Origin of the sequence: Pseudomonas sp. AL 58 (assembly GCF_036348395.1) — a bacterium.
GTDB classification, from domain to species: Bacteria; Pseudomonadota; Gammaproteobacteria; order Pseudomonadales; family Pseudomonadaceae; genus Aquipseudomonas; species Aquipseudomonas defluvii.
Window position 1 is genome coordinate 26,321 of the sequence record NZ_JAZBQR010000016.1, and the last position, 20,043, is coordinate 46,363.

The 20,043-nt window shown below is 60.5% G+C and carries 16 protein-coding genes; 7 read left to right on the forward strand and 9 right to left on the reverse strand.

The annotated features are described in order from the left end of the window. The first annotated feature begins 81 nt into the window (after positions 1–81). Together UIA24_RS17230 and UIA24_RS17235 are read left to right on the forward strand one after the other, a co-directional pair. A complete protein-coding gene (locus UIA24_RS17230) occupies positions 82–762 on the forward strand; it encodes a response regulator transcription factor (RefSeq protein ID WP_065759476.1) in 681 nt (226 codons plus the stop codon). After that, complete coding sequence (locus UIA24_RS17235; protein ID WP_330523427.1) at positions 740–2,116, forward strand: sensor histidine kinase; 1,377 nt, start codon at positions 740–742, stop codon at positions 2,114–2,116. Before UIA24_RS17230 ends, UIA24_RS17235 begins: the two co-directional genes overlap by 23 nt. Positions 2,117–2,322: 206 nt before the next feature. Here the strand turns inward: UIA24_RS17235 and cysS are convergent, their stop codons facing one another. After that, a complete protein-coding gene (cysS, locus tag UIA24_RS17240) occupies positions 2,323–3,705 on the reverse strand; it encodes a cysteine--tRNA ligase (protein ID WP_065759478.1) in 1,383 nt (460 codons plus the stop codon). 9 nt (positions 3,706–3,714) lie between these two features. Then, the gene (locus tag UIA24_RS17245; RefSeq protein ID WP_065759479.1) at positions 3,715–5,418 is read right to left on the reverse strand and encodes a glutamine--tRNA ligase/YqeY domain fusion protein; all 1,704 of its coding nucleotides are present in this window, start codon (positions 5,416–5,418) and stop codon (positions 3,715–3,717) included. A 235-nt stretch (positions 5,419–5,653) separates the two neighbouring features. Between UIA24_RS17245 and UIA24_RS17250 the strand changes: the two genes are divergently transcribed. Continuing rightward, entirely contained in the window at positions 5,654–6,157 is a 504-nt protein-coding gene (locus tag UIA24_RS17250; RefSeq protein WP_065759480.1) for a peptidylprolyl isomerase, read from the forward strand. Beyond that, positions 6,154–6,876, forward strand: coding sequence for a UDP-2,3-diacylglucosamine diphosphatase (locus UIA24_RS17255; RefSeq protein ID WP_330523428.1), 723 nt, complete (start codon positions 6,154–6,156; stop codon positions 6,874–6,876). The genes UIA24_RS17250 and UIA24_RS17255 overlap by 4 nt, the downstream gene beginning before the upstream one ends. 163 nt (positions 6,877–7,039) lie before the next feature. On the opposite strand, the gene UIA24_RS17260 is transcribed toward UIA24_RS17255, so the two are convergent. Continuing rightward, a complete protein-coding gene (locus tag UIA24_RS17260; protein ID WP_065759504.1) occupies positions 7,040–7,651 on the reverse strand; it encodes a tRNA-(ms[2]io[6]A)-hydroxylase in 612 nt (203 codons plus the stop codon). Positions 7,652–7,804: 153 nt separating this feature from the next. On the opposite strand from UIA24_RS17260, the gene UIA24_RS17265 reads away from it, so the two are divergent. Beyond that, positions 7,805–8,668 carry a universal stress protein gene (locus UIA24_RS17265; RefSeq protein WP_065759482.1) on the forward strand — a complete coding sequence of 288 codons (864 nt, stop codon included), beginning with the start codon at positions 7,805–7,807 and terminating at the stop codon, positions 8,666–8,668. Positions 8,669–8,708: 40 nt separating this feature from the next. On the opposite strand, the gene UIA24_RS17270 is transcribed toward UIA24_RS17265, so the two are convergent. Then, complete coding sequence (locus tag UIA24_RS17270; RefSeq protein WP_065759483.1) at positions 8,709–9,176, reverse strand: DUF1289 domain-containing protein; 468 nt, start codon at positions 9,174–9,176, stop codon at positions 8,709–8,711. Positions 9,177–9,580: 404 nt separating this feature from the next. On the opposite strand from UIA24_RS17270, the gene acnB reads away from it, so the two are divergent. Further along, complete coding sequence (acnB, locus tag UIA24_RS17275) at positions 9,581–12,181, forward strand: bifunctional aconitate hydratase 2/2-methylisocitrate dehydratase (protein ID WP_065759484.1); 2,601 nt, start codon at positions 9,581–9,583, stop codon at positions 12,179–12,181. A gap of 290 nt (positions 12,182–12,471) precedes the next feature. Then, positions 12,472–12,981, forward strand: a complete 510-nt coding sequence (locus tag UIA24_RS17280) for a hypothetical protein (protein ID WP_099774049.1) — start codon at positions 12,472–12,474, stop codon at positions 12,979–12,981. 122 nt (positions 12,982–13,103) lie between these two features. Here the strand turns inward: UIA24_RS17280 and prpF are convergent, their stop codons facing one another. From prpF to UIA24_RS17305, 5 genes are all read right to left on the reverse strand, one after another. Beyond that, a complete protein-coding gene (prpF, locus tag UIA24_RS17285; protein ID WP_102052580.1) occupies positions 13,104–14,294 on the reverse strand; it encodes a 2-methylaconitate cis-trans isomerase PrpF in 1,191 nt (396 codons plus the stop codon). Positions 14,295–14,411: 117 nt separating this feature from the next. Further along, positions 14,412–17,003, reverse strand: coding sequence for a Fe/S-dependent 2-methylisocitrate dehydratase AcnD (gene acnD, locus UIA24_RS17290; RefSeq protein WP_065759487.1), 2,592 nt, complete (start codon positions 17,001–17,003; stop codon positions 14,412–14,414). 109 nt (positions 17,004–17,112) lie between these two features. After that, complete coding sequence (prpC, locus tag UIA24_RS17295) at positions 17,113–18,240, reverse strand: bifunctional 2-methylcitrate synthase/citrate synthase (protein WP_065759488.1); 1,128 nt, start codon at positions 18,238–18,240, stop codon at positions 17,113–17,115. A gap of 64 nt (positions 18,241–18,304) precedes the next feature. Then, positions 18,305–19,195, reverse strand: coding sequence for a methylisocitrate lyase (gene prpB / locus UIA24_RS17300; protein WP_065759489.1), 891 nt, complete (start codon positions 19,193–19,195; stop codon positions 18,305–18,307). After that, positions 19,192–19,902, reverse strand: a complete 711-nt coding sequence (locus UIA24_RS17305) for a GntR family transcriptional regulator (protein WP_065759490.1) — start codon at positions 19,900–19,902, stop codon at positions 19,192–19,194. Before UIA24_RS17305 ends, prpB begins: the two co-directional genes overlap by 4 nt. Positions 19,903–20,043: the final 141 nt, after the last annotated feature.

The window sequence follows — 20,043 nt, forward strand, 5'->3', positions numbered from 1 at the left end:
GGCTAGATGAATTTTTCTTTAACCCGAGCACCGCCTATTCTTTGGCACAATCGAGCTTCCACTCGCCGCCCAGGTAAAAGCATGCCTCGCGTACTGACTATCGAAGACGACGCTGTCACCGCCCAGGAGATCGTCGCCGAACTTTCCAGCCATGGCCTAGAGGTTGACTGGGCCAACAACGGCCGTGAAGGCCTGGCCAAGGCCATCGCCGGCAGCTATGACCTCATCACGCTGGACCGCATGCTGCCTGAGCTCGACGGCCTGACGATCGTCACCACGCTGCGCAACCTGAAGATCACCACGCCGATCCTGATGATCAGCGCCCTCTCCGATGTCGATGAGCGGGTACGTGGCCTGCGCGCCGGCGGCGACGACTACCTGACCAAACCATTTGCGTCCGATGAGATGGCCGCCAGGGTCGAAGTGCTGCTGCGCCGAAACAACACCGGCATCACACAGACTCGCCTGCAGGTCGCCGACCTCGAACTGGACCTGATCAGCCACGAAGCCCGACGCGGCGAGCTGGCACTCAACCTGTTACCGACCGAGTACAAGCTGCTGGAGTTCCTCATGCGCCATGCCGGCCAGGTCATCACCCGCATGATGATTTTCGAGGAAGTCTGGGGCTACCACTTTGATCCCGGCACCAACCTGATCGACGTGCATATCGGTCGCCTGCGCAAGAAAATCGACGCCCCGGGCCAAGTGCCGCTGATTCGCACTGTGCGGGGCTCCGGCTATGCCATTGCCGAACCCGTCTAAGGGCTGGAGCTCATCCACAAGTCGCCTGCTGGCGCTGTACAGCTTCCTTTTCGTGGCCTGGAGCAGCATCCTCATGGGGGTGTTGTACTTTGAGGTGTCCGGCTACCTGAACAAACTCACGCGGCACTCGCTGCAACAACGCCAGCACCTGTTTGCACACATGAGCGGCAAACAACTGGATGATGCGCTGATTGCCAGCCAGGCCTTCGAGGAGCGCAGCTTCGATGCCTACGGCCTGTTCGATGCAGCCTTCAATCCACTCAGTGGCGAGATTCGCAAGATTCCCCCGGAGCTGGGCCTGGATGGCAGAATCCATGAGCTTGGCCGCTGCCTGGATGAAGATGCCCCCCACTTGCCCAAGGACAGTTGCGATGCAGTAGCCTTGAAGGTCCCTGACGGCCGCTGGCTGGTTCTGGTACGTGACAATGGCTCGCTGTTCGTGGTTACCCGGATCATCCTGCATGCCCTGCTCTGGGGGCTTTCACTGACGATTATTCCAGGCATCGCCGGCTGGTACCTGCTGCGCCGTCGCCCGCTCAAACGCATCCGGGCGATCCAGGCCAGCGCCGAACAGATCGTCGCCGGCGACCTGACCCACCGCCTGCCCCTGTCCGCGCGGCGTGACGAGCTGGACATGCTGGCGGCCATCGTCAACGCCATGCTCGACCGTATCGAACGGTTGATGCACGAGGTCAAGGGTGTCTGCGACAACATTGCCCACGACCTGCGTACCCCCCTCACCCGCCTGCGCGCCCAGCTTTACCGCATTCGCCAACAAGCGGGCGACGACTCCGCACAAACCCAGCAACTGGACCACGCTATCGCGGAAACCGACACGCTGATGGCGCGCTTTCGCGGCCTGCTGCGCATCAGCGAACTGGAAGACCGTCAACGCCGTGCCGGGTTCGTCGAACTGGACCCGCATGCACTGCTGCTGGAGCTGTACGACTTCTACCTTCCATTGGCTGAAGACGGCGACATCAACCTGAGCCTGCAGATACCCAACCAACTGCCCAGCCTGCACGGCGACCGCGAATTGCTGTTCGAGGCACTGGCCAACCTGCTGAGCAATGCGATCAAGTTCACCCCGGCCCACGGCCAGGTGGCACTGAGCGCCCACAGCGATGCACAGGGCGTGCATATCGAGGTACAGGACAGCGGCCCCGGCATTCCGGAAGACGAGCGCCAGGCGGTGTTAAAACGGTTTTATCGCAGCGAGGAAGGTCATCGGCACCCAGGGTTTGGCCTGGGCCTGTCGATCGTTGCAGCGATCGTCGACCTGCATGGGTTCGATCTGGAGATAGGAGAAAGCGCGCTGGGTGGCGCCAAGCTCGTGCTGCATTGTCGCCGGTAGCACTGGCGAGGGCATCGGTGGGGTACCCATGAGTTTGCGGCGCCTGCATCGCGGGCAAGACCCGCTCCTACAGCTAGCGCGGGCTCTGTTGGAGCTGGCTTGCCTGCGATGGCGTCGGAGCGGTGTCCGTGAGTGCGCGGCGTTCGCATCGCGGGCAAGACCCGCTCCCACAGTGGGAGCAGGCTTGCCTGCGAGGGCGCAGCCGGTCAGTCAGCCAGGCGCCAGGTAGTGCCGCCCTTGCTGTCTTCAAGCACCACGCCCATGGCGGTCAGCTGATCACGGATACGGTCGGACTCGGCCCAATCCTTGTTGGTCCGCGCCTGCAGACGCGCCTGGATCAGTGCTTCAACCTCGGCGGCATCGACACGACCCTCGGCGCCCGCACGCAGGAAGTCATCGGCATCCAGCTGCAACACACCCAGCAGCCCCGCCAGCTCGCGCAGGCGAGCAGCAAGACCGGCAGCGATCTGCGGCTCAGCTTCACGCACACGGTTGATCTCGCGTACCAGGTCGAACAGCACCGCACAGGCTTCAGGCGTGCCAAAGTCGTCGTTCATCGCGACCTTGAAGCGCTCGACATACTCTTCGCCACCTTGCGCCGGAACCAGCGGCAGGCCACGCAGTGCATGATAGAAGCGCTCCAGCGCACCCTTGGACTCACGCAGGCTGTCTTCGGAGTAGTTGATCGAGCTGCGGTAGTGGCTCGATACCAGCAGGTAACGGACCACTTCCGGGTGATACTTCTCAAGCACATCGCGAATGGTGAAGAAGTTGTTCAAGGACTTGGACATCTTCTCGCCATTGATGCGAATCATCCCGCAGTGCATCCAGGCCTTGGCGTATGGCTTGCCGGTTGCCGCTTCGCTCTGGGCGATTTCGTTCTCGTGGTGCGGGAACTCCAGGTCGTTGCCGCCACCATGAATGTCGAAGCTCTCGCCCAGGCAGCAGGTGGACATCACCGAGCACTCGATATGCCAGCCTGGACGCCCTGGGCCCCATGGCGACGGCCAGCTCGGCTCACCCGGCTTGACGCCTTTCCAGAGGACGAAGTCCAGCGGGTCCTGCTTGGCTTCGTCAACCTCGATCCGTGCGCCGATACGCAGGTCTTCGATCTTCTTGCGCGACAGCTTGCCGTAGCCGACAAACTTGCCGACCCGGTAGTACACGTCACCATTACCCGGCGCGTAGGCATAGCCCTTGTCGATCAGGGTCTGGATCATCGCGTGCATGCCGGCGATATGATCGGTGGCACGCGGCTCCTGATCTGGAGGCAGGATGTTCAGCCGGCGCTCGTCTTCATGCATCGCGTCGATCATGCGTGCGGTCAAGGCGTCGAACGACTCGCCGTTCTCGTTGGCACGGTTGATGATCTTGTCGTCGATGTCGGTGATGTTGCGCACGTAGGTCAGGTCGTAGCCGCTATAACGCAGCCAGCGGGTGACCAGATCGAACGCGACCATGCTGCGACCATGGCCCAGGTGGCAGAAGTCGTACACGGTCATGCCGCAGACGTACATCCGTACCTTGTTGCCTTCCAGCGGGGTGAAGACTTCCTTGCTCTTGGTCAGGGTGTTGTAGATGGTAAGCACGAGGATTCCTTAGCTGCCCCACGAATCGCGCAGGGTCACGGTGCGGTTGAACACCGGGCGGCCCGGTTGGGAGTCTTTCATGTCGACGCAGAAGTAACCTTCGCGCTCGAACTGGAAGCGGTCTTCAGCCTGGGCCTTGCCCAGAGAAGGTTCCGCCCGACAACCACTCAGCACCTGCAGCGAATCGGGATTGATGTTGTCCAGGAAGCTGCCGCCCTCCTCGGTTTTCTCCGGGTTGGCGGAGCGGAACAGACGATCATAAAGGCGTACTTCACACTCGACGCTCTCAGCCGCCGGCACCCAGTGGATGACGCCTTTGACCTTGCGGCCTTCCGGGTTCTTGCCGAGGGTGTCCGGGTCGTACGAGCAACGCAGCTCGACGATGTTGCCGTCGGCGTCCTTGATGGCCTCGTCGGCACGAATCACGTAGCTGCCACGCAGGCGCACTTCACCGGCAGGCTCCAGGCGCTTGTAACCTTTTGGCGGCTCTTCCATGAAATCGTCGCGGTCGATGTAGAGCTCGCGAGCGAAGGGCAGGACACGAACGCCCATGTCTTCCTTCGGATGGCATGGCAGTTCGAGCTGCTCGACCTGGCCTTCCGGGTAGTTGGTAATGACCACTTTCAACGGGCGCAGCACGCACATCGCACGTGGTGCGGTACGATCGAGGTCATCACGGATGCTGAATTCGAGCATGGCCATGTCGACGACACCGTCGGAACGGTTGGTACCGATCATGTCGCAGAAGTTGCGGATCGAAGCCGGGGTGTAGCCACGACGACGGAAACCGGACAGCGTCGACATGCGCGGGTCATCCCAGCCGTTGACGTGCTGCTCGTCGACCAACTGCTTGAGCTTGCGCTTGCTGGTAATGGTGTAGTTCAGGTTCAGGCGGCTGAACTCGTACTGGCGCGGCTTGGCCGGCACCGGCAGGTTGTCCAGGAACCACTCGTACAACGGGCGGTGGCCTTCGAATTCGAGGGTGCAGATCGAATGGGTAATGCCTTCGATGGCGTCGGATTGGCCATGGGTGAAGTCATAGTTCGGGTAGATGCACCACGTGTCACCGGTCTGGTGGTGATGGGCGTGACGAATACGATAGAGGATCGGGTCGCGCATGTTCATGTTCGGCGAAGCCATGTCGATCTTGGCCCGCAGCACACGCTCGCCGTCCTTGAACTCGCCAGCCTTCATGCGGGCGAACAGGTCCAGGTTTTCCTCGACCGAACGCTCACGGAACGGGCTGTTCTTGCCTGGCTCGGTCAGGTTGCCACGGTACTCGCGGGCCTGCTCCGGGGTCAGGTCGCAGACATAGGCCTTGCCGGCCTTGATCAGCTCGACGGCCCACGCATGGAGCTGGCCGAAGTAGTCGGAGGCATAACGCACCGGACCGGTCCACTGAAAGCCCAGCCACTTGACGTCGCTCTGGATCGCATCGATGTACTCCTGGTCCTCTTTGGCCGGGTTGGTGTCATCGAAACGCAGGTGACAGGCACCACCGAACTCCTCGGCCAGGCCAAAGTTCACACAGATCGACTTGGCGTGGCCGATGTGCAGGTAACCATTGGGCTCTGGCGGGAAACGGGTGACGATGCTGCTGTGCTTGCCCGAGTCCAGGTCAGCCTGCACGATCGGTCGCAAGAAGTTCGCAGGGACAGCGGGAGCGCCTTTGGCAGCGGCGTTGGGAGCGGTGTCAGCAGTGGGCTTGCTCATAGGATCCTTGAATACGGGTACACGACCAGGGTAGGCCGACTAAATCAAAGCGCTTATCATAGCCGAAGCAGTCAAGCTGCCGACAGGTCAGCACCGACAAACAGGCGCGAATATTGACCGCCATTGCAAAAAAACAGCCGCGAACCGCGTATCGCCGCCTGTAGACTGAGCGTCAGGGTTATTACGCGATCCTGCGCAACCTATTTCAATTGCCTTGAAAAGAGCGAATTTCAGCATGTCCAAAGTCAAACTGAGCACCAACCACGGCGACATCGTCCTGCAACTGAACGCCGAAAAGGCCCCGATTACCGTGGCCAACTTCATCGAGTACGTCAACGCCGGCCACTACTCGAACACCATTTTCCACCGCGTCATCGGCAACTTCATGATCCAGGGCGGCGGTTTCGAGCCTGGCATGAAAGAAAAGAAAGACAAGCGTCCAAGCATCCAGAACGAAGCGGACAACGGCCTGAGCAACGCCAAGTACACCATCGCCATGGCCCGTACCATGGAGCCGCATTCGGCCTCGGCGCAGTTCTTCATCAACGTTGCCAACAACGATTTCCTCAACCACAGCGGCAAGAACGTGCAAGGCTGGGGCTATGCCGTATTCGGTGAAGTGATCGAAGGCCAGGACGTCGTCGACAAGATCAAGGCGGTCCCTACCGGCTCCAAGGCCGGCCACCAGGACGTACCGAAAGACGACGTGATCATCGAGAAAGCCGAGATCATTGAGTGATACTGCTGATCTCCGATCTGCACCTGCAAGAAGAACGCCCGGACATTACCCGGGCGTTTCTTGATCTGCTTGAGGGCCGCGCCCGACAGGCCCAGGCGCTGTACATTCTTGGCGATTTTTTCGAAGCCTGGATCGGCGACGACGCCATGACGCCTTACCAGGCATCCATCTGTCAGGCCCTGCGCGCCTTGAGCGACAGTGGCACGCAGATTTTCCTGATGCATGGCAACCGCGACTTCCTGATCGGCCAGGCGTTCTGCAAGGCGGCGGACTGCACCTTGCTGAACGATCCCTGCGTGGTCGAAATGGGTGGTGAACCGGTGTTACTGATGCACGGCGACAGCCTGTGTACCCGTGACCTGGCCTACATGAAGCTGCGCCGCTACCTGCGCAACCCGCTCAGCCTGTGGGTTCTGCGGCATTTGCCGCTGAGTACACGCCAGAAACTGGCGGGCAAGCTGCGCAGCGAAAGCCGTACGCAAACCCGCATGAAGGCCAACGACATTGTCGATGTGACGCCCGAGGAAGTGCCACGGGTCATGCAGCAGCATGGCGTGCGCACCCTGGTGCACGGGCACACCCATCGCCCGGCGATTCACAAACTGGCGCTGGGCAATACGCCAGCACGGCGTATCGTACTGGGGGACTGGGACCGTCAGGGCTGGGCCTTGCAGGTGGATGAGCAAGGCTTTCAACTGGCACCGTTCGCTTTCCGCTGAACACCTGTCGTCGGCACGCCCTGCCCGGGCAGAGGCATGCCGGTGACACCATCACCAACAAGGCCGGGGCCATACCCCTTTTCGCGGGCGGGCAAAGCGCAATCAGCAGGGTCTGGACGTGGGGTACAGCGGCCCCCGCAGGCACCGCATGGCGTGCGGGCCGTTACTGCCAGCTGGGAACGCCGCTATGGAAGCGGAACTCGTTGTCCGGCGCGGTGATCAGCTCCGCTTCGGCCGCCCGGACCTTCTCTACCGCCCGGTCGACATCAGCTTCTTCACCGTACTGATATGCCAGTTTCAGGTAGCCCTGAAAATGCCGAGCCTCACTCTTGAGCAAGCCGTGATAAAACTTGCCCAGTTCCTCGTCCAAGTGCGGCACTACGGCAGCGAAACGCTCACAACTGCGCGCCTCGATAAAGGCACCGACCACCAGGGTGTCGACCAGCTTTACCGGTTCATGGTTACGCACCACCGCCCGCAAGCCCGACGCATAGCGACCTGCCGAGACCGGCCGCAAGGCGATTTTGCGCCGCTTCATCAGGCGTAACACCTGCTCATGGTGGACCAATTCTTCGCGGGCCAGGCGCGACATCATGTTGATCAGGTCAATGTGCGTATTGTATTTGGCCATCAGGCTCATGGCGGTACTGGCAGCCTTGAACTCACAATTCTTGTGGTCGATCAGCATCGTCTCCTGATCGGCCAACGCAGCCTCCACCCAGGCATCAGGGGTACGGCAGGCCAGGAACGCATCGATTTCGGGAATAAGGTGCATGGTGCTCACGGACAGGACGACGACAAAGCCGGCAATTATACGCACGCAGGCGACGATCACCACCGGCTATGCTTGATGTGTATCAACACCCGATCCATCGAGCGCCGACTATAGTCAGTCATTGGTCGCTATTGAAGAAGGGAGTTCATGCTCATGCAAGCCGTCCGCAGCATCCTGGTGGTACTTGACCCGACGCACGCCCACAGCCGGGCTCTGACCCGGGCAAAACTCATCGCCGGCGCCACAGGTGCCCGCTTGCACCTGTTGATGTGCGACAAGAAACAAGACCACAGCGCCCTGCTCAGCCTGCTGTGCAGCCAGCTTCACGACGATGGCTACAACAACGTCACCTACGAGCAGACCTGGCACGACACCCTGCACGAGTCGATCATCGACGTGCAGCAGGCCGAGGGCTGCGAACTGGTGATCAAGGAGCATCGCCCGGACAACCCGCTGAAAAAAGCCCTGCTCACGCCATCGGACTGGAAGCTTTTGCGTCTATGCCCGTGCGCCGTCCTGATGGTCAAGCACGAAAGGCCCTGGACCAACGGCGTCATTCTGGCCGCCGTGGATGTCGGCAACCATGATGAACACCATCGCCGCTTGCACAAGCGCATCGTCGACCACAGCTATGAGATCGCCACCCTGGCCAAAGGCCAACTGCATGTCGTCAGCGCCCACCCCTCGCCCATGCTCTCGGCAGCCGACCCGATCTATCAGCTCAAGGAAACCATCGAGGCCCGCTACCGCGAAGAGTGCAAGGCGTTCCAGGCGGAGTTTGATATCAGCGACGAACGCCTGCATGTCGCCGAAGGCCCGGCCGATGTACTGATTCCTCACTACGTGAAAGAACTGGACGCCGTGCTCACCGTGATCGGCACGGTGGCCCGCACAGGCATCACCGGCGCCCTGATCGGCAATACCGCCGAGGTGGTACTCGACGCACTGGAAAGCGATGTACTGGTGCTCAAGAGCGAAGAAGCTGCCGACCACCTGGCAGAACTGGCCAAAGGCTAGCCACCGTCGGGGCCGGCATCGCCGGCTCCGACCCGCTGTATCAGCCCAGCCCGTTCTTCAAAAAGCCCGGCGCGATATAGCGCTGGTAGTGAGCCTCGGACAGCAGGAAGAATTCGCGATCAATCGCATCGCGCAACTGCGGCAACTCCCACTCACGAAACTCCGGCAGCAGAACCATGCCGTAGGCTTCCACATCGCGGATCACCCGCGCTCCTCGGGCAATCAGTTGATACGCCCAGCAATACTCCGACTGCTGCGGCACGAAGCGAATCTGTCGCTGCTCCAGTTGCTGGCGCAGGCGCGCACTATCGAAGACTTCCAGCTTGGCCGTCATCACCTGGACCAACAGTTGCTCCAGGCGCATCCAGACCGCGCGTTTTTCCTCTTCGCTGTAACCGTTCCACTGGATCACTTCATGATGAAAGCGCTTGCAGCCGCGGCACACCAGGTCGCCGTAGACAGTGGAGCAAAGGCCGACGCAAGGCGTCTTGATGGAATGATTGGGCATGGGGGATCAACAGCAAGGCGACAGGACAGGCCGCCATGTTAGCCCTTTGTCTAACGGTGGTCACCCCGCAAAGTCATTGCACTCGCCTTACCTTTGTCGACTTTTTACCGTAGAATCATCCGGCCTTTTAAAGGCGCCAATGTCCGTTAGAAGCTGTTTTCAAAGCGTCACGAGCACAGTTCATCCGGTAGAACGGCGTTGGTGCGGGAGATTCGACAGTCGAATGCCCGCGCCAGCCCTCATCAGCCTCCGTTCTACAGGCGTAAAACTTTGAAAGCAGCTTCTGTAAGGATTTCCTGTAACCCTGGCTACGCGGCCCAAAAAGCCGTATTGCGCATGGGTACCGGAATTTCTGGATGAGCGTCCCGGACACCCATTTGGGACCACTGATGAGGGTAATAACTGTGCTTGAAGCCTACCGCAAACACATCGAAGAGCGTGCCGCCCAGGGTATCGTGCCCCAGCCGCTTAACGCCGAACAAACCGCAGGCCTGGTCGAGCTGCTGAAGAATCCCCCTGCTGGCGAAGAAGCCGTCCTCGTCGACCTGATCACCAACCGCGTTCCACCAGGAGTGGACGAAGCCGCCTACGTCAAGGCCGGCTTCCTGTCTGCCGTCGCCAAGGGCGAAGCCAAGTCCCCACTGATCGACAAGAAACGCGCCGTCGAACTGCTGGGCACCATGCAAGGTGGCTACAACATCGCCACGCTGGTTGAACTGCTGGACAACGCCGAACTGGCGGCTGTTGCTGCCGAACAGCTCAAGCACACCCTGCTGATGTTCGATGCCTTCCACGACGTGGCTGAAAAAGCCAAGGCCGGCAATGTTCACGCCAAGGCCGTTCTGGAATCCTGGGCCGCCGGTGAGTGGTTCACCAGCAAGCCTGCCATCGCCGAGAAGTACAGCCTGACTGTCTTCAAGGTACCTGGCGAAACCAACACCGACGACCTGTCCCCTGCCCCGGACGCCTGGTCGCGCCCTGACATCCCGCTGCACGCCCTGGCCATGCTGAAAATGGCGCGTGACGGCATCGTGCCTGAGCAACAAGGCGCAATCGGCCCGCTCAAGCAAATCGAAGAAGTCAAAGCCAAGGGCTTCCCGGTTGCCTACGTCGGCGACGTGGTTGGCACCGGCTCGTCCCGCAAGTCCGCAACCAACTCGGTTCTGTGGTTCTTCGGCGACGACATTCCGTACGTTCCGAACAAGCGCGCTGGCGGTTTCTGCTTCGGCTCGAAAATCGCTCCGATCTTCTACAACACCATGGAAGATGCTGGCGCACTGCCAATCGAGTTCGACGTATCGAACCTGAACATGGGCGACGTGATCGACGTGTACCCACACGCCGGTAAAGTCTGCAAGCACGGCACCGACGAAGTCATCACCACCTTCGAACTGAAGACCCCGGTGCTGCTCGACGAAGTCCGCGCTGGCGGCCGTATCCCTCTGATCGTAGGCCGTGGCCTGACTGACAAGGCTCGTACCGAGCTGGGTCTGCCGGTTTCCGACCTGTTCCAGAAACCAGAGCAGCCTGTCGACACCGGCAAAGGCTACACCCTGGCACAGAAAATGGTCGGCAAGGCCTGCGGCGTGACTGGCGTTCGTCCAGGCACCTACTGCGAGCCCAAGATGACCACCGTGGGCTCCCAGGACACCACTGGCCCAATGACCCGTGACGAGCTGAAAGACCTGGCGTGCCTGGGCTTCTCCGCTGACCTGGTCATGCAGTCGTTCTGCCACACCGCGGCCTATCCGAAGCCAATCGACGTCACCACCCACCACACCCTGCCGGATTTCATCCGCACCCGTGGCGGCGTGTCCCTGCGTCCAGGCGACGGCATCATCCACAGCTGGCTGAACCGCATGCTGCTGCCTGACACCGTCGGCACCGGCGGCGACTCGCACACCCGCTTCCCGATCGGCATCTCCTTCCCGGCCGGTTCCGGCCTGGTCGCCTTCGCTGCTGCCACCGGCGTCATGCCGCTGGACATGCCAGAGTCGATCCTGGTGCGCTTCAAGGGCAAACTGCAACCTGGCATCACCCTGCGTGACCTGGTTCATGCCATCCCTTACTACGCCATCCAGAAAGGCCTGCTGACCGTCGAGAAGAAAGGCAAGATCAACGCCTTCTCCGGCCGCATCCTGGAAATCGAAGGCCTGGACGAACTGACTGTCGAGCAAGCGTTCGAACTGTCTGACGCCTCGGCTGAGCGTTCCGCTGCAGGTTGCACCATCAAGCTGCCAGAAAAAGCGATCGCCGAGTACCTGAAGTCGAACATCACCCTGCTGCGCTGGATGATCAGCGAAGGCTACGGCGATGCACGCACCATGGAACGTCGCGCCCAAGCGATGGAAGCCTGGCTGGCCAACCCAGTTCTGCTGGAAGCCGACAAGGACGCCGAATACGCCGAGATCATCGAAATCGATCTGGCCGACGTCAAAGAGCCTGTGCTCTGCGCCCCGAACGACCCGGACGACGCCCGTCTGCTCTCGACCGTACAGGGCGAGAAAATCGACGAAGTGTTCATCGGTTCGTGCATGACCAACATCGGTCACTTCCGCGCTGCCGGCAAGCTGCTGGAGAAGGTCAAAGGCTCGATCCCAACTCGCCTGTGGCTGTCGCCGCCAACCAAGATGGACGCTCACCAGCTGACCGAAGAAGGCTACTACGGCATCTACGGCAAGGCTGGCGCGCGCATGGAAATGCCGGGCTGCTCGCTGTGCATGGGTAACCAGGCTCGCGTTGCTGCGAACTCGACCGTTGTGTCGACTTCGACCCGTAACTTCCCGAACCGTCTGGGTGATGGTGCCAACGTATACCTGGCCTCCGCCGAACTGGCTGCAGTCGCGTCCATCCTGGGCAAACTGCCGACCGTCGAGGAGTACATGGCGTACGCGAAGAACATCGACAGCATGGCTGCCGACGTTTACCGCTACCTGAGCTTCGACCAGATCGCTGAGTTCCGTGAAGCCGCTGCGAACGCCAACATCCCGGTCGTTCAAGCCTAAGCTGACTTAGCCATTGCAGGCTGCGTGAAAACGCAGCTTGCAGCAGCTACAAAACAAATGCCCCGACCTGTCGGGGCATTTTTTTTCTGAGCCCCACAGGGCTGGCAAGCCTGCCACACAACCCTGTAGGAGCCGGGCTTGCCCGCGATGCAAGCGCCGCGTACTCACTGACACCCCGCGCATAAAAGCGCTGAGGGTGTGTTTCCGACTGAATACGGCTCTTCCGCTGGCTTATGTTGGCACAGCGCCAAGGACGCGCTTAACACCACAACCAGCACAGGAAGCCTGACATGGCCGACATCAGCGGAAAATCATTTATTGCCACACTGGTGAGCACAACAGGAGAGTACCTCTACCCGGTTGGGTACCTGAAGGATAACTCTGTTGCGGGGGATGGCTGGCTTATACAGAGTGAGCAGGACGAACCCAATGTGGCCTTTCGTTTCGATTTCATCGAACACATTGAAGATCGCATCCATTACAACATCAGCGCAGCACCCGACGGCGCCTACAGTGGCGCAAAGGTCGGCGTGAGCCGCAATGGCTATCTGGGGTTCTATCAAGTGGCCGAGGTTTGCGACTTCTGGAAAGTCGAGCTTGAGGGCGACAACGACAACCCCGCAACGTTCGAGTTCGTGCTGCGCGATCAGCGCGGTTACCGCGTCTCAGCAGTGAGTGAACCAAGAGGCGGCTTCTGGAGCTCGTTTACCCCAGCAGCCCGATCTGCACAAACGCTCTTCCTGAACACGGAAACAGGGGACACTGTGCATTTTCAAGGGCGCATTCTCAAATACCTGTAACCCCATTTGAGGTTATGCCGGGCGCCGCAGTTACGCTCGCACTGAAAACAGCATCGCCGACAAGCCTTGCTCCCGCTGGGAAGCACGCCTTGTCGGCGACAGTAAAAGCACGCTAGACGCTTTTAGAAGGCGTCGCCGGGCACACGCACCCAACCTTCCATCAATACACGCGCACTGCGACTCATGATGGCCTTGGTCACTGTCCACTCGCCGTTTTCCTGAACAGCTTCAGCGCCTACCCGCAAGGTACCCGAAGGGTGACCGAAACGCACAGCGCTGCGCGCACCACCACCAGCTGCCAGGTTCACCAGCGTACCCGGAATGGCTGCAGCGGTACCGATGGCAACCGCCGCTGTGCCCATCATGGCGTGGTGCAGCTTACCCATGGACAGCGCACGAACCAGCAGGTCGACGTCTTTCGCCGCGACCGGTTTGCCACTGGAAGCGATGTAGTCAGCAGGCGCCGCAACAAACGCAACCTTCGGCGTGTGCTGACGCTTGGCAGCTTCGTCCAGGTGCTTGATGAGCCCCATACGCAGCGCACCGTAAGCACGAATGGTCTCGAACTTGGCCAATGCTGCTGGGTCGCCGTTGATTGCGTCCTGAAGCTCGGTGCCCGTGCAGCCTACGGCTTCGGCCTGAACGAAAATGGTCGGGATACCGGCGTTGATCAGGGTCGCCTTGAGCACGCCGACACCCGGCACCTCGAGGTCGTCAACCAGATTGCCGGTTGGGAACATCGAACCACCAGCGCCCTCTTCCTCGGCGGCCGGGTCGAGGAACTCAAGCTGTACTTCGGCAGCCGGGAAGGTCACACCGTCGAGCTCAAAGTCACCGGTCTCCTGAACCTCACCCTCGGTGATCGGTACATGGGCGATGATGGTCTTGCCGATATTGACCTGCCAGATGCGCACGGTCGCGATGCCGTTCTGCGGCACGCGGCTGGCATCGACCAGACCACTGCTGATGGCAAAGGAGCCGACCGCTGCCGACAGGTTGCCACAGTTGCCGCTCCAGTCGACAAATGGCTTGTCGATGGAGACCTGACCGAACAGGTAATCGACATCATGGTCCGGCTTGATACTGCGCGAAAGGATGACCGTCTTGCTGGTGCTGGAGGTTGCTCCACCCATGCCATCGATCTGCTTGCCATACGGGTCCGGGCTGCCAATCACGCGAAGCAACAGCGCGTCACGCTCTGCGCCCGGGATCTGGGCGCTCTCGGGTAAATCCTGAAGGCGGAAGAACACGCCTTTGCTGGTGCCGCCACGGATGTAGGTAGCGGGAATCTTGATCTGCGGTACGTGAGCCATGGGAATCTTGTCCTGTTGGATACTGCTCGCCCGTCGCAGGGGACGGCATGGCCGCCCCCCACATAATCAGCGGTGTGCCTGAAGGGGCAAACACTGCCGCCCCTGCAGGCGCCTACATCACTTGGCGCCAGCCGACTCGAGGAAGTCCTGGGCAAAGCGCTGCAATACACCGCCCGCTTCGTAGATCGACACTTCTTCGCCGGTATCGAGACGGCAAGTGACCGGCACTTCGACCCGCTCGCCGTTCTTGCGGTTGATCACCAGCGTCAGCGTGGCACGCGGGGTACGCGAACCCACCACATCAAAGGTCTCAGTGCCGTCGATACCCAGGGTCTTGCGGTTGACGCCCGGCTTGAACTCCAGCGGCAAGACACCCATGCCCACCAGGTTGGTACGGTGAATACGCTCGAAACCTTCGGCAACGATGGCTTCGACACCGGCCAGGCGTACGCCCTTGGCCGCCCAGTCACGGGACGAACCCTGACCGTAGTCGGCACCGGCGACGATGATCAGCGGCTGCTTGCGCTCCATGTAGGTCTCGATGGCTTCCCACATGCGAGTGACCTTGCCTTCCGGCTCGATCCGCGCCAGCGAACCTTGCTTGACCTTGCCGTTTTCCTGAACCATTTCGTTGAACAGTTTCGGGTTGGCGAAGGTCGCACGCTGGGCGGTCAGGTGGTCGCCACGGTGGGTCGCATAAGAGTTGAAGTCCTCTTCAGGCAAGCCCATCTTGGCCAGGTATTCGCCCGCAGCGCTGTCCAGCATGATGGCGTTGGATGGCGACAGGTGATCCGTGGTGATGTTGTCCGGCAGCACCGCCAGCGGGCGCATACCCTTGAGGGTGCGCTCGCCCGCCAACGCGCCTTCCCAGTATGGCGGACGACGAATGTAGGTGCTCATTGGGCGCCAGTCATACAGTGGCTCGACTTTCGGGCCAGTGTCTTCGTGGATGGCGAACATCGGAATGTAGACCTTGCGGAACTGCTCTGGCTTCACCGATGCCTTGACCACGGCATCGATTTCTTCGTCAGTCGGCCAGATGTCTTTCAGGCGGATTTCCTTGCCATCGACCACGCCCAGCACATCTTTTTCGATATCGAAACGGATGGTACCGGCAATGGCGTAAGCAACCACCAGCGGCGGCGATGCCAGGAAGGCCTGCTTGGCATACGGGTGAATACGACCATCGAAGTTGCGGTTACCCGAAAGCACTGCCGTGGCGTACAGGTCGCGGTCAATGATTTCCTGCTGGATTTTAGGGTCCAGCGCACCGGACATGCCGTTGCAGGTGGTGCAGGCGAACGCCACGATGCCGAAGCCCATCTGTTCCAGCTCGGACGTCAGGCCGGCTTCATCCAGGTACAGGGCTACCGCTTTGGAGCCTGGCGCCAGCGAGGACTTCACCCACGGCTTACGGGTCAGGCCCAGCTTGTTCGCGTTACGCGCCAGCAGGCCGGCAGCAATAACGTTGCGCGGGTTGCTGGTGTTGGTGCAGCTGGTGATGGCAGCGATAATCACAGCGCCATCGGGCATCTGGCCAGGGACTTCTTCCCACTGACCGGCAATGCCTTTGGCGGCCAGGTCGCTGGTTGCCACGCGAGCGTGCGGGTTGGACGGGCCAGCCATGTTGCGCACGACGCTGGACAGGTCAAAACGCAGCACACGCTCGTACTCGGCATGCGCCAGGCTGTCGGACCACAAGCCCGCGACCTTCGCATAGGTCTCGACCAGCTTCACTTGTTCGTCTTCACGACCGGTGAGTTTCAGGTAGTCGATGGTTTGCTGGTCAATGGAGAACATCGCCGCCGTGGCGCCATACTCCGGGGCCATGTTGGAAATGGTTGCACGGTCACCCAGGGTCAGTGCACGCGCGCCCTCGCCATAGAACTCAAGGTAGGCACCCACGACCTTTTCCTTACGCAGGAATTCGGTCAGCGCCAGCACCACGTCGGTGGCGGTAATGCCTGGCTGTGGCTTGCCCGACAGCTCGACGCCGATGATATCCGGCAGGCGCATCCAGGACGCACGACCCAGCATCACGTTCTCGGCCTCAAGGCCGCCAACACCAATGGCGATTACGCCCAGTGCGTCGACATGCGGGGTGTGGCTGTCAGTACCGACCAGCGTATCCGGGAAGGCCACACCGTCTGTGCTGTGGATCACCGGCGACATCCGCTCCAGGTTGATCTGGTGCATGATGCCATTGCCTGGCGGGATCACATCGACGTTCTTAAACGCCTGCTTGGTCCAGTTGATGAAGTGAAAACGGTCTTCGTTGCGGCGGTCTTCGATGGCGCGGTTCTTGGCGAAGGCATCCGGATCGAAACCACCACACTCCACGGCCAACGAGTGGTCGACGATCAGTTGTACCGGTACTACCGGGTTGACCTTGGCCGGGTCACCGCCCATATCGGCGATGGCGTCACGCAGACCCGCCAAGTCGACCAGCGCGGTTTGGCCGAGAATGTCATGGCACACCACCCGCGCCGGGAACCAGGGGAAGTCGAGGTCGCGCTTGCGCTCGATCAACTGGCTCAACGAAGCGTTCAGGGTGGCCGGGTCGCAACGGCGAACCAGGTTTTCTGCCAGCACGCGGGAGGTGTAGGGCAGCTTGTCGTAGGCGCCGGGCTGAATTGCATCGACAGCCGCACGGGCGTCAAAGTAATCCAGGCGGGTGCCGGGCAGGTTCTTGCGAAATGCTGTGTTCATGGCGCGGGACTCAATCACGGAAAGGTCAGCGGTAGGTAACGCTGAACAGCGCCTGCAGGAGCCGGCCTTGCCGGGACCTGCAAGCACATCCTGTTCAGCTTCACCCTTCTCAGCGTTGCTCGATTGGCACGAACTTACGCTGTTCAACGCCGGTGTACTCGGCGCTTGGACGAATGATGCGGTTGTTGCCGCGCTGCTCGAAGACGTGAGCAGCCCAGCCGGTCAGGCGCGAACACACGAAGATCGGCGTGAACAGCTTGGTCGGAATACCCATGAAGTGGTAAGCCGAGGCATGGTAGAAGTCGGCGTTCGGGAACAGGCGCTTCTGCTCCCACATGGTCTTGTCGATGGCTTCGGATACCGGGTACAGCACGGTATCGCCCATTTCATCGGCCAATTGTTTTGCCCAGCCCTTGATCACTTCGTTACGCGGATCGGACTCTTTGTAGATCGCATGACCGAAGCCCATGATCTTGTCTTTGCGCTCCAGCATGGCCAAGGTGCCGCTGATGGCATCCTCAGGCGTAGAGAAGCGCTCGATCATTTCCATGGCTGCTTCGTTGGCACCACCATGCAGCGGGCCACGCAGCGAACCAATGGCTGCGGTGATGCAGGAATACAGGTCCGAAAGCGTCGAGGCACAAACACGGGCGGTGAACGTCGAGGCGTTGAACTCGTGCTCTGCATAAAGGATCAGCGAAACGTTCATCACCTTGACGTGCAGGTCGCTCGGCTTCTTGTCATGCAGCAGGTGCAGGAAGTGACCACCCAGGGTTTCTTCGTCACTGACGCAATTGATGCGCACGCCGTCGTGGGTGAAGCGGTACCAGTAGCACATGATGGCCGGGAACACCGCCAGCAGGCGATCGGTCTTTTCACGTTGCTGCTCGAACGTCAGCTCAGGCTCCAGGGTGCCCAGTACCGAGCAGCCGGTACGCATGACATCCATAGGGTGGGCGGCGGCAGGAATGCGCTCCAGCACTTCCTTCAACGCCTGCGGCAGGTCACGCAGGGTCTTAAGCTTGCTCTGATAGGCAGCCAGTTGCGCCTTGGTCGGCAGCTCTCCGTAGAGCAGCAGGTAGGCAACTTCTTCGAACAAAGCGTGCTCGGCAAGCTCGCGCACATCATAGCCGCGGTAGGTCAGGCCGGCACCGGCCTGGCCTACGGTAGACAGTGCGGTTTGCCCGGCAACTTGACCGCGCAGGCCGGCACCGCTGAGTACTTTTGCTTCGGCCATTGCTTTTCTCCAATCTTGAATTTGTTATGGGAAACGTAAGCTGATTACGGGTTCAAGCCTTCATTCAGCTCTTTTTCTGAGCGAACAGGGCATCGAGCTTCTGCTCGAACACGTGGTAATCAATGGCGTCGTACAGCTCCATGCGGGTTTGCATGGTGTCGACAACATTCTTCTGGGTGCCGTCGCGACGCAGTGCGTTGTAGACGTTTTCAGCGGCCTTGTTCATGGCACGGAACGCCGACAGCGGGTACAGCGCCAGCGAAACATCGGCAGAGGCCAACTCTTCGGTGGTGTACAGCGGGGTCGCGCCGAACTCGGTGATGTTGGCCAGAATCGGCGCTTTCACCCGGGCAGCGAAAGTACGGTACATCTCAAGCTCAGTGATCGCCTCTGGGAAGATCATGTCAGCACCCGCTTCGATGCAGGCCGCTGCGCGGTCCAGGGCAGACTCCAGGCCTTCTACGGCCAGCGCGTCGGTACGCGCCATGATCACGAAGCTGTCATCAGTACGGGCGTCAACAGCGGCCTTGATGCGGTCAACCATCTCCTGCTGAGAGACGATCTCCTTGTTAGGGCGGTGACCACAGCGCTTGGCACCCACCTGGTCCTCGATGTGAATCGCGGCCGCGCCGAACTTGATCATCGACTTGACGGTACGCGCCACGTTGAACGCCGAAGAGCCAAAACCGGTGTCGACATCCACCAACAGCGGCAGGTCGCACACATCGGTAATACGGCGTACGTCGGTCAGCACGTCGTCCAGGCCGGTAATACCCAGGTCAGGCAGGCCGAGGGAGCCGGCCGCAACACCGCCACCGGACAGGTAGATCGCCTTGAAACCGGCACGCTTGGCCAAGAGAGCATGGTTGGCGTTGATCGCCCCTACCACTTGCAGAGGATGCTCGGTAGCGACCGCGTCGCGAAAGCGCTGGCCGGGACTGCTTTTCTGACTCATGACTCACCTCGTGGGCTGTTGGCGTCCAGGTAATGACGCTCGATATTGCGTTTGGAGGCGCCGATATGGCGGCGCATCAGGAGCTCGGCCAGTTCACCGTCACGGTCGGCGATGGCATCGAGAATACGGTGGTGCTCGGCGAACGCCTGGCGTGGCCGATTGGGCGTTGCGGAGAACTGGATGCGGTACATGCGCACCAGTTGATACAGCTCGCCACAGAGCATCTGCACCAGGGTGCGGTTGCCACTGCCCTGGATGATTCGGTAATGGAAGTCGAAATCGCCTTCTTGCTGGTAGTAACCCAGCCCGGCCTGGAAGGTAGCGTCGCGCTCATGGGTATCAAGCACCCGGCGCAGTTCGTCGATATCGGCTACGCTCATTCGCTCGGCAGCCAGGCGACAGGCCATGCCTTCCAGGGATTCGCGAATTTCGTACAGCTCGATCAACTCGGCATGGCTGAGCGAAACCACCCGTGCGCCGACATGGGGAACTCGCACCAGCAGGCGCTGGCCCTCCAGGCGGTGAATCGCCTCACGCAATGGCCCACGGCTGATACCGTAGGTGCGCGCCAGCTCAGGCTCGGAAATTTTACTGCCCGGGGCGATCTCGCCCTTGACGATGGCCGCCTGAATGCGCCGGAAAACGTTTTCGGAAAGGGTTTCCGAGTCATCCTGCGTAACGCCGGGTGCTTGGCTTGCGTCCAGCATATTGTCGACACCTTCAAAATCAATAGGGCCAAAACTAGCCAAATAACGCTCGCCAGTCAAAGACAAAATAAACATTGTCGACAATCGTCTAATAACGAACATGGAGGTCTTCCATGTTGTCTTATGCCAGCCGCTGGCACA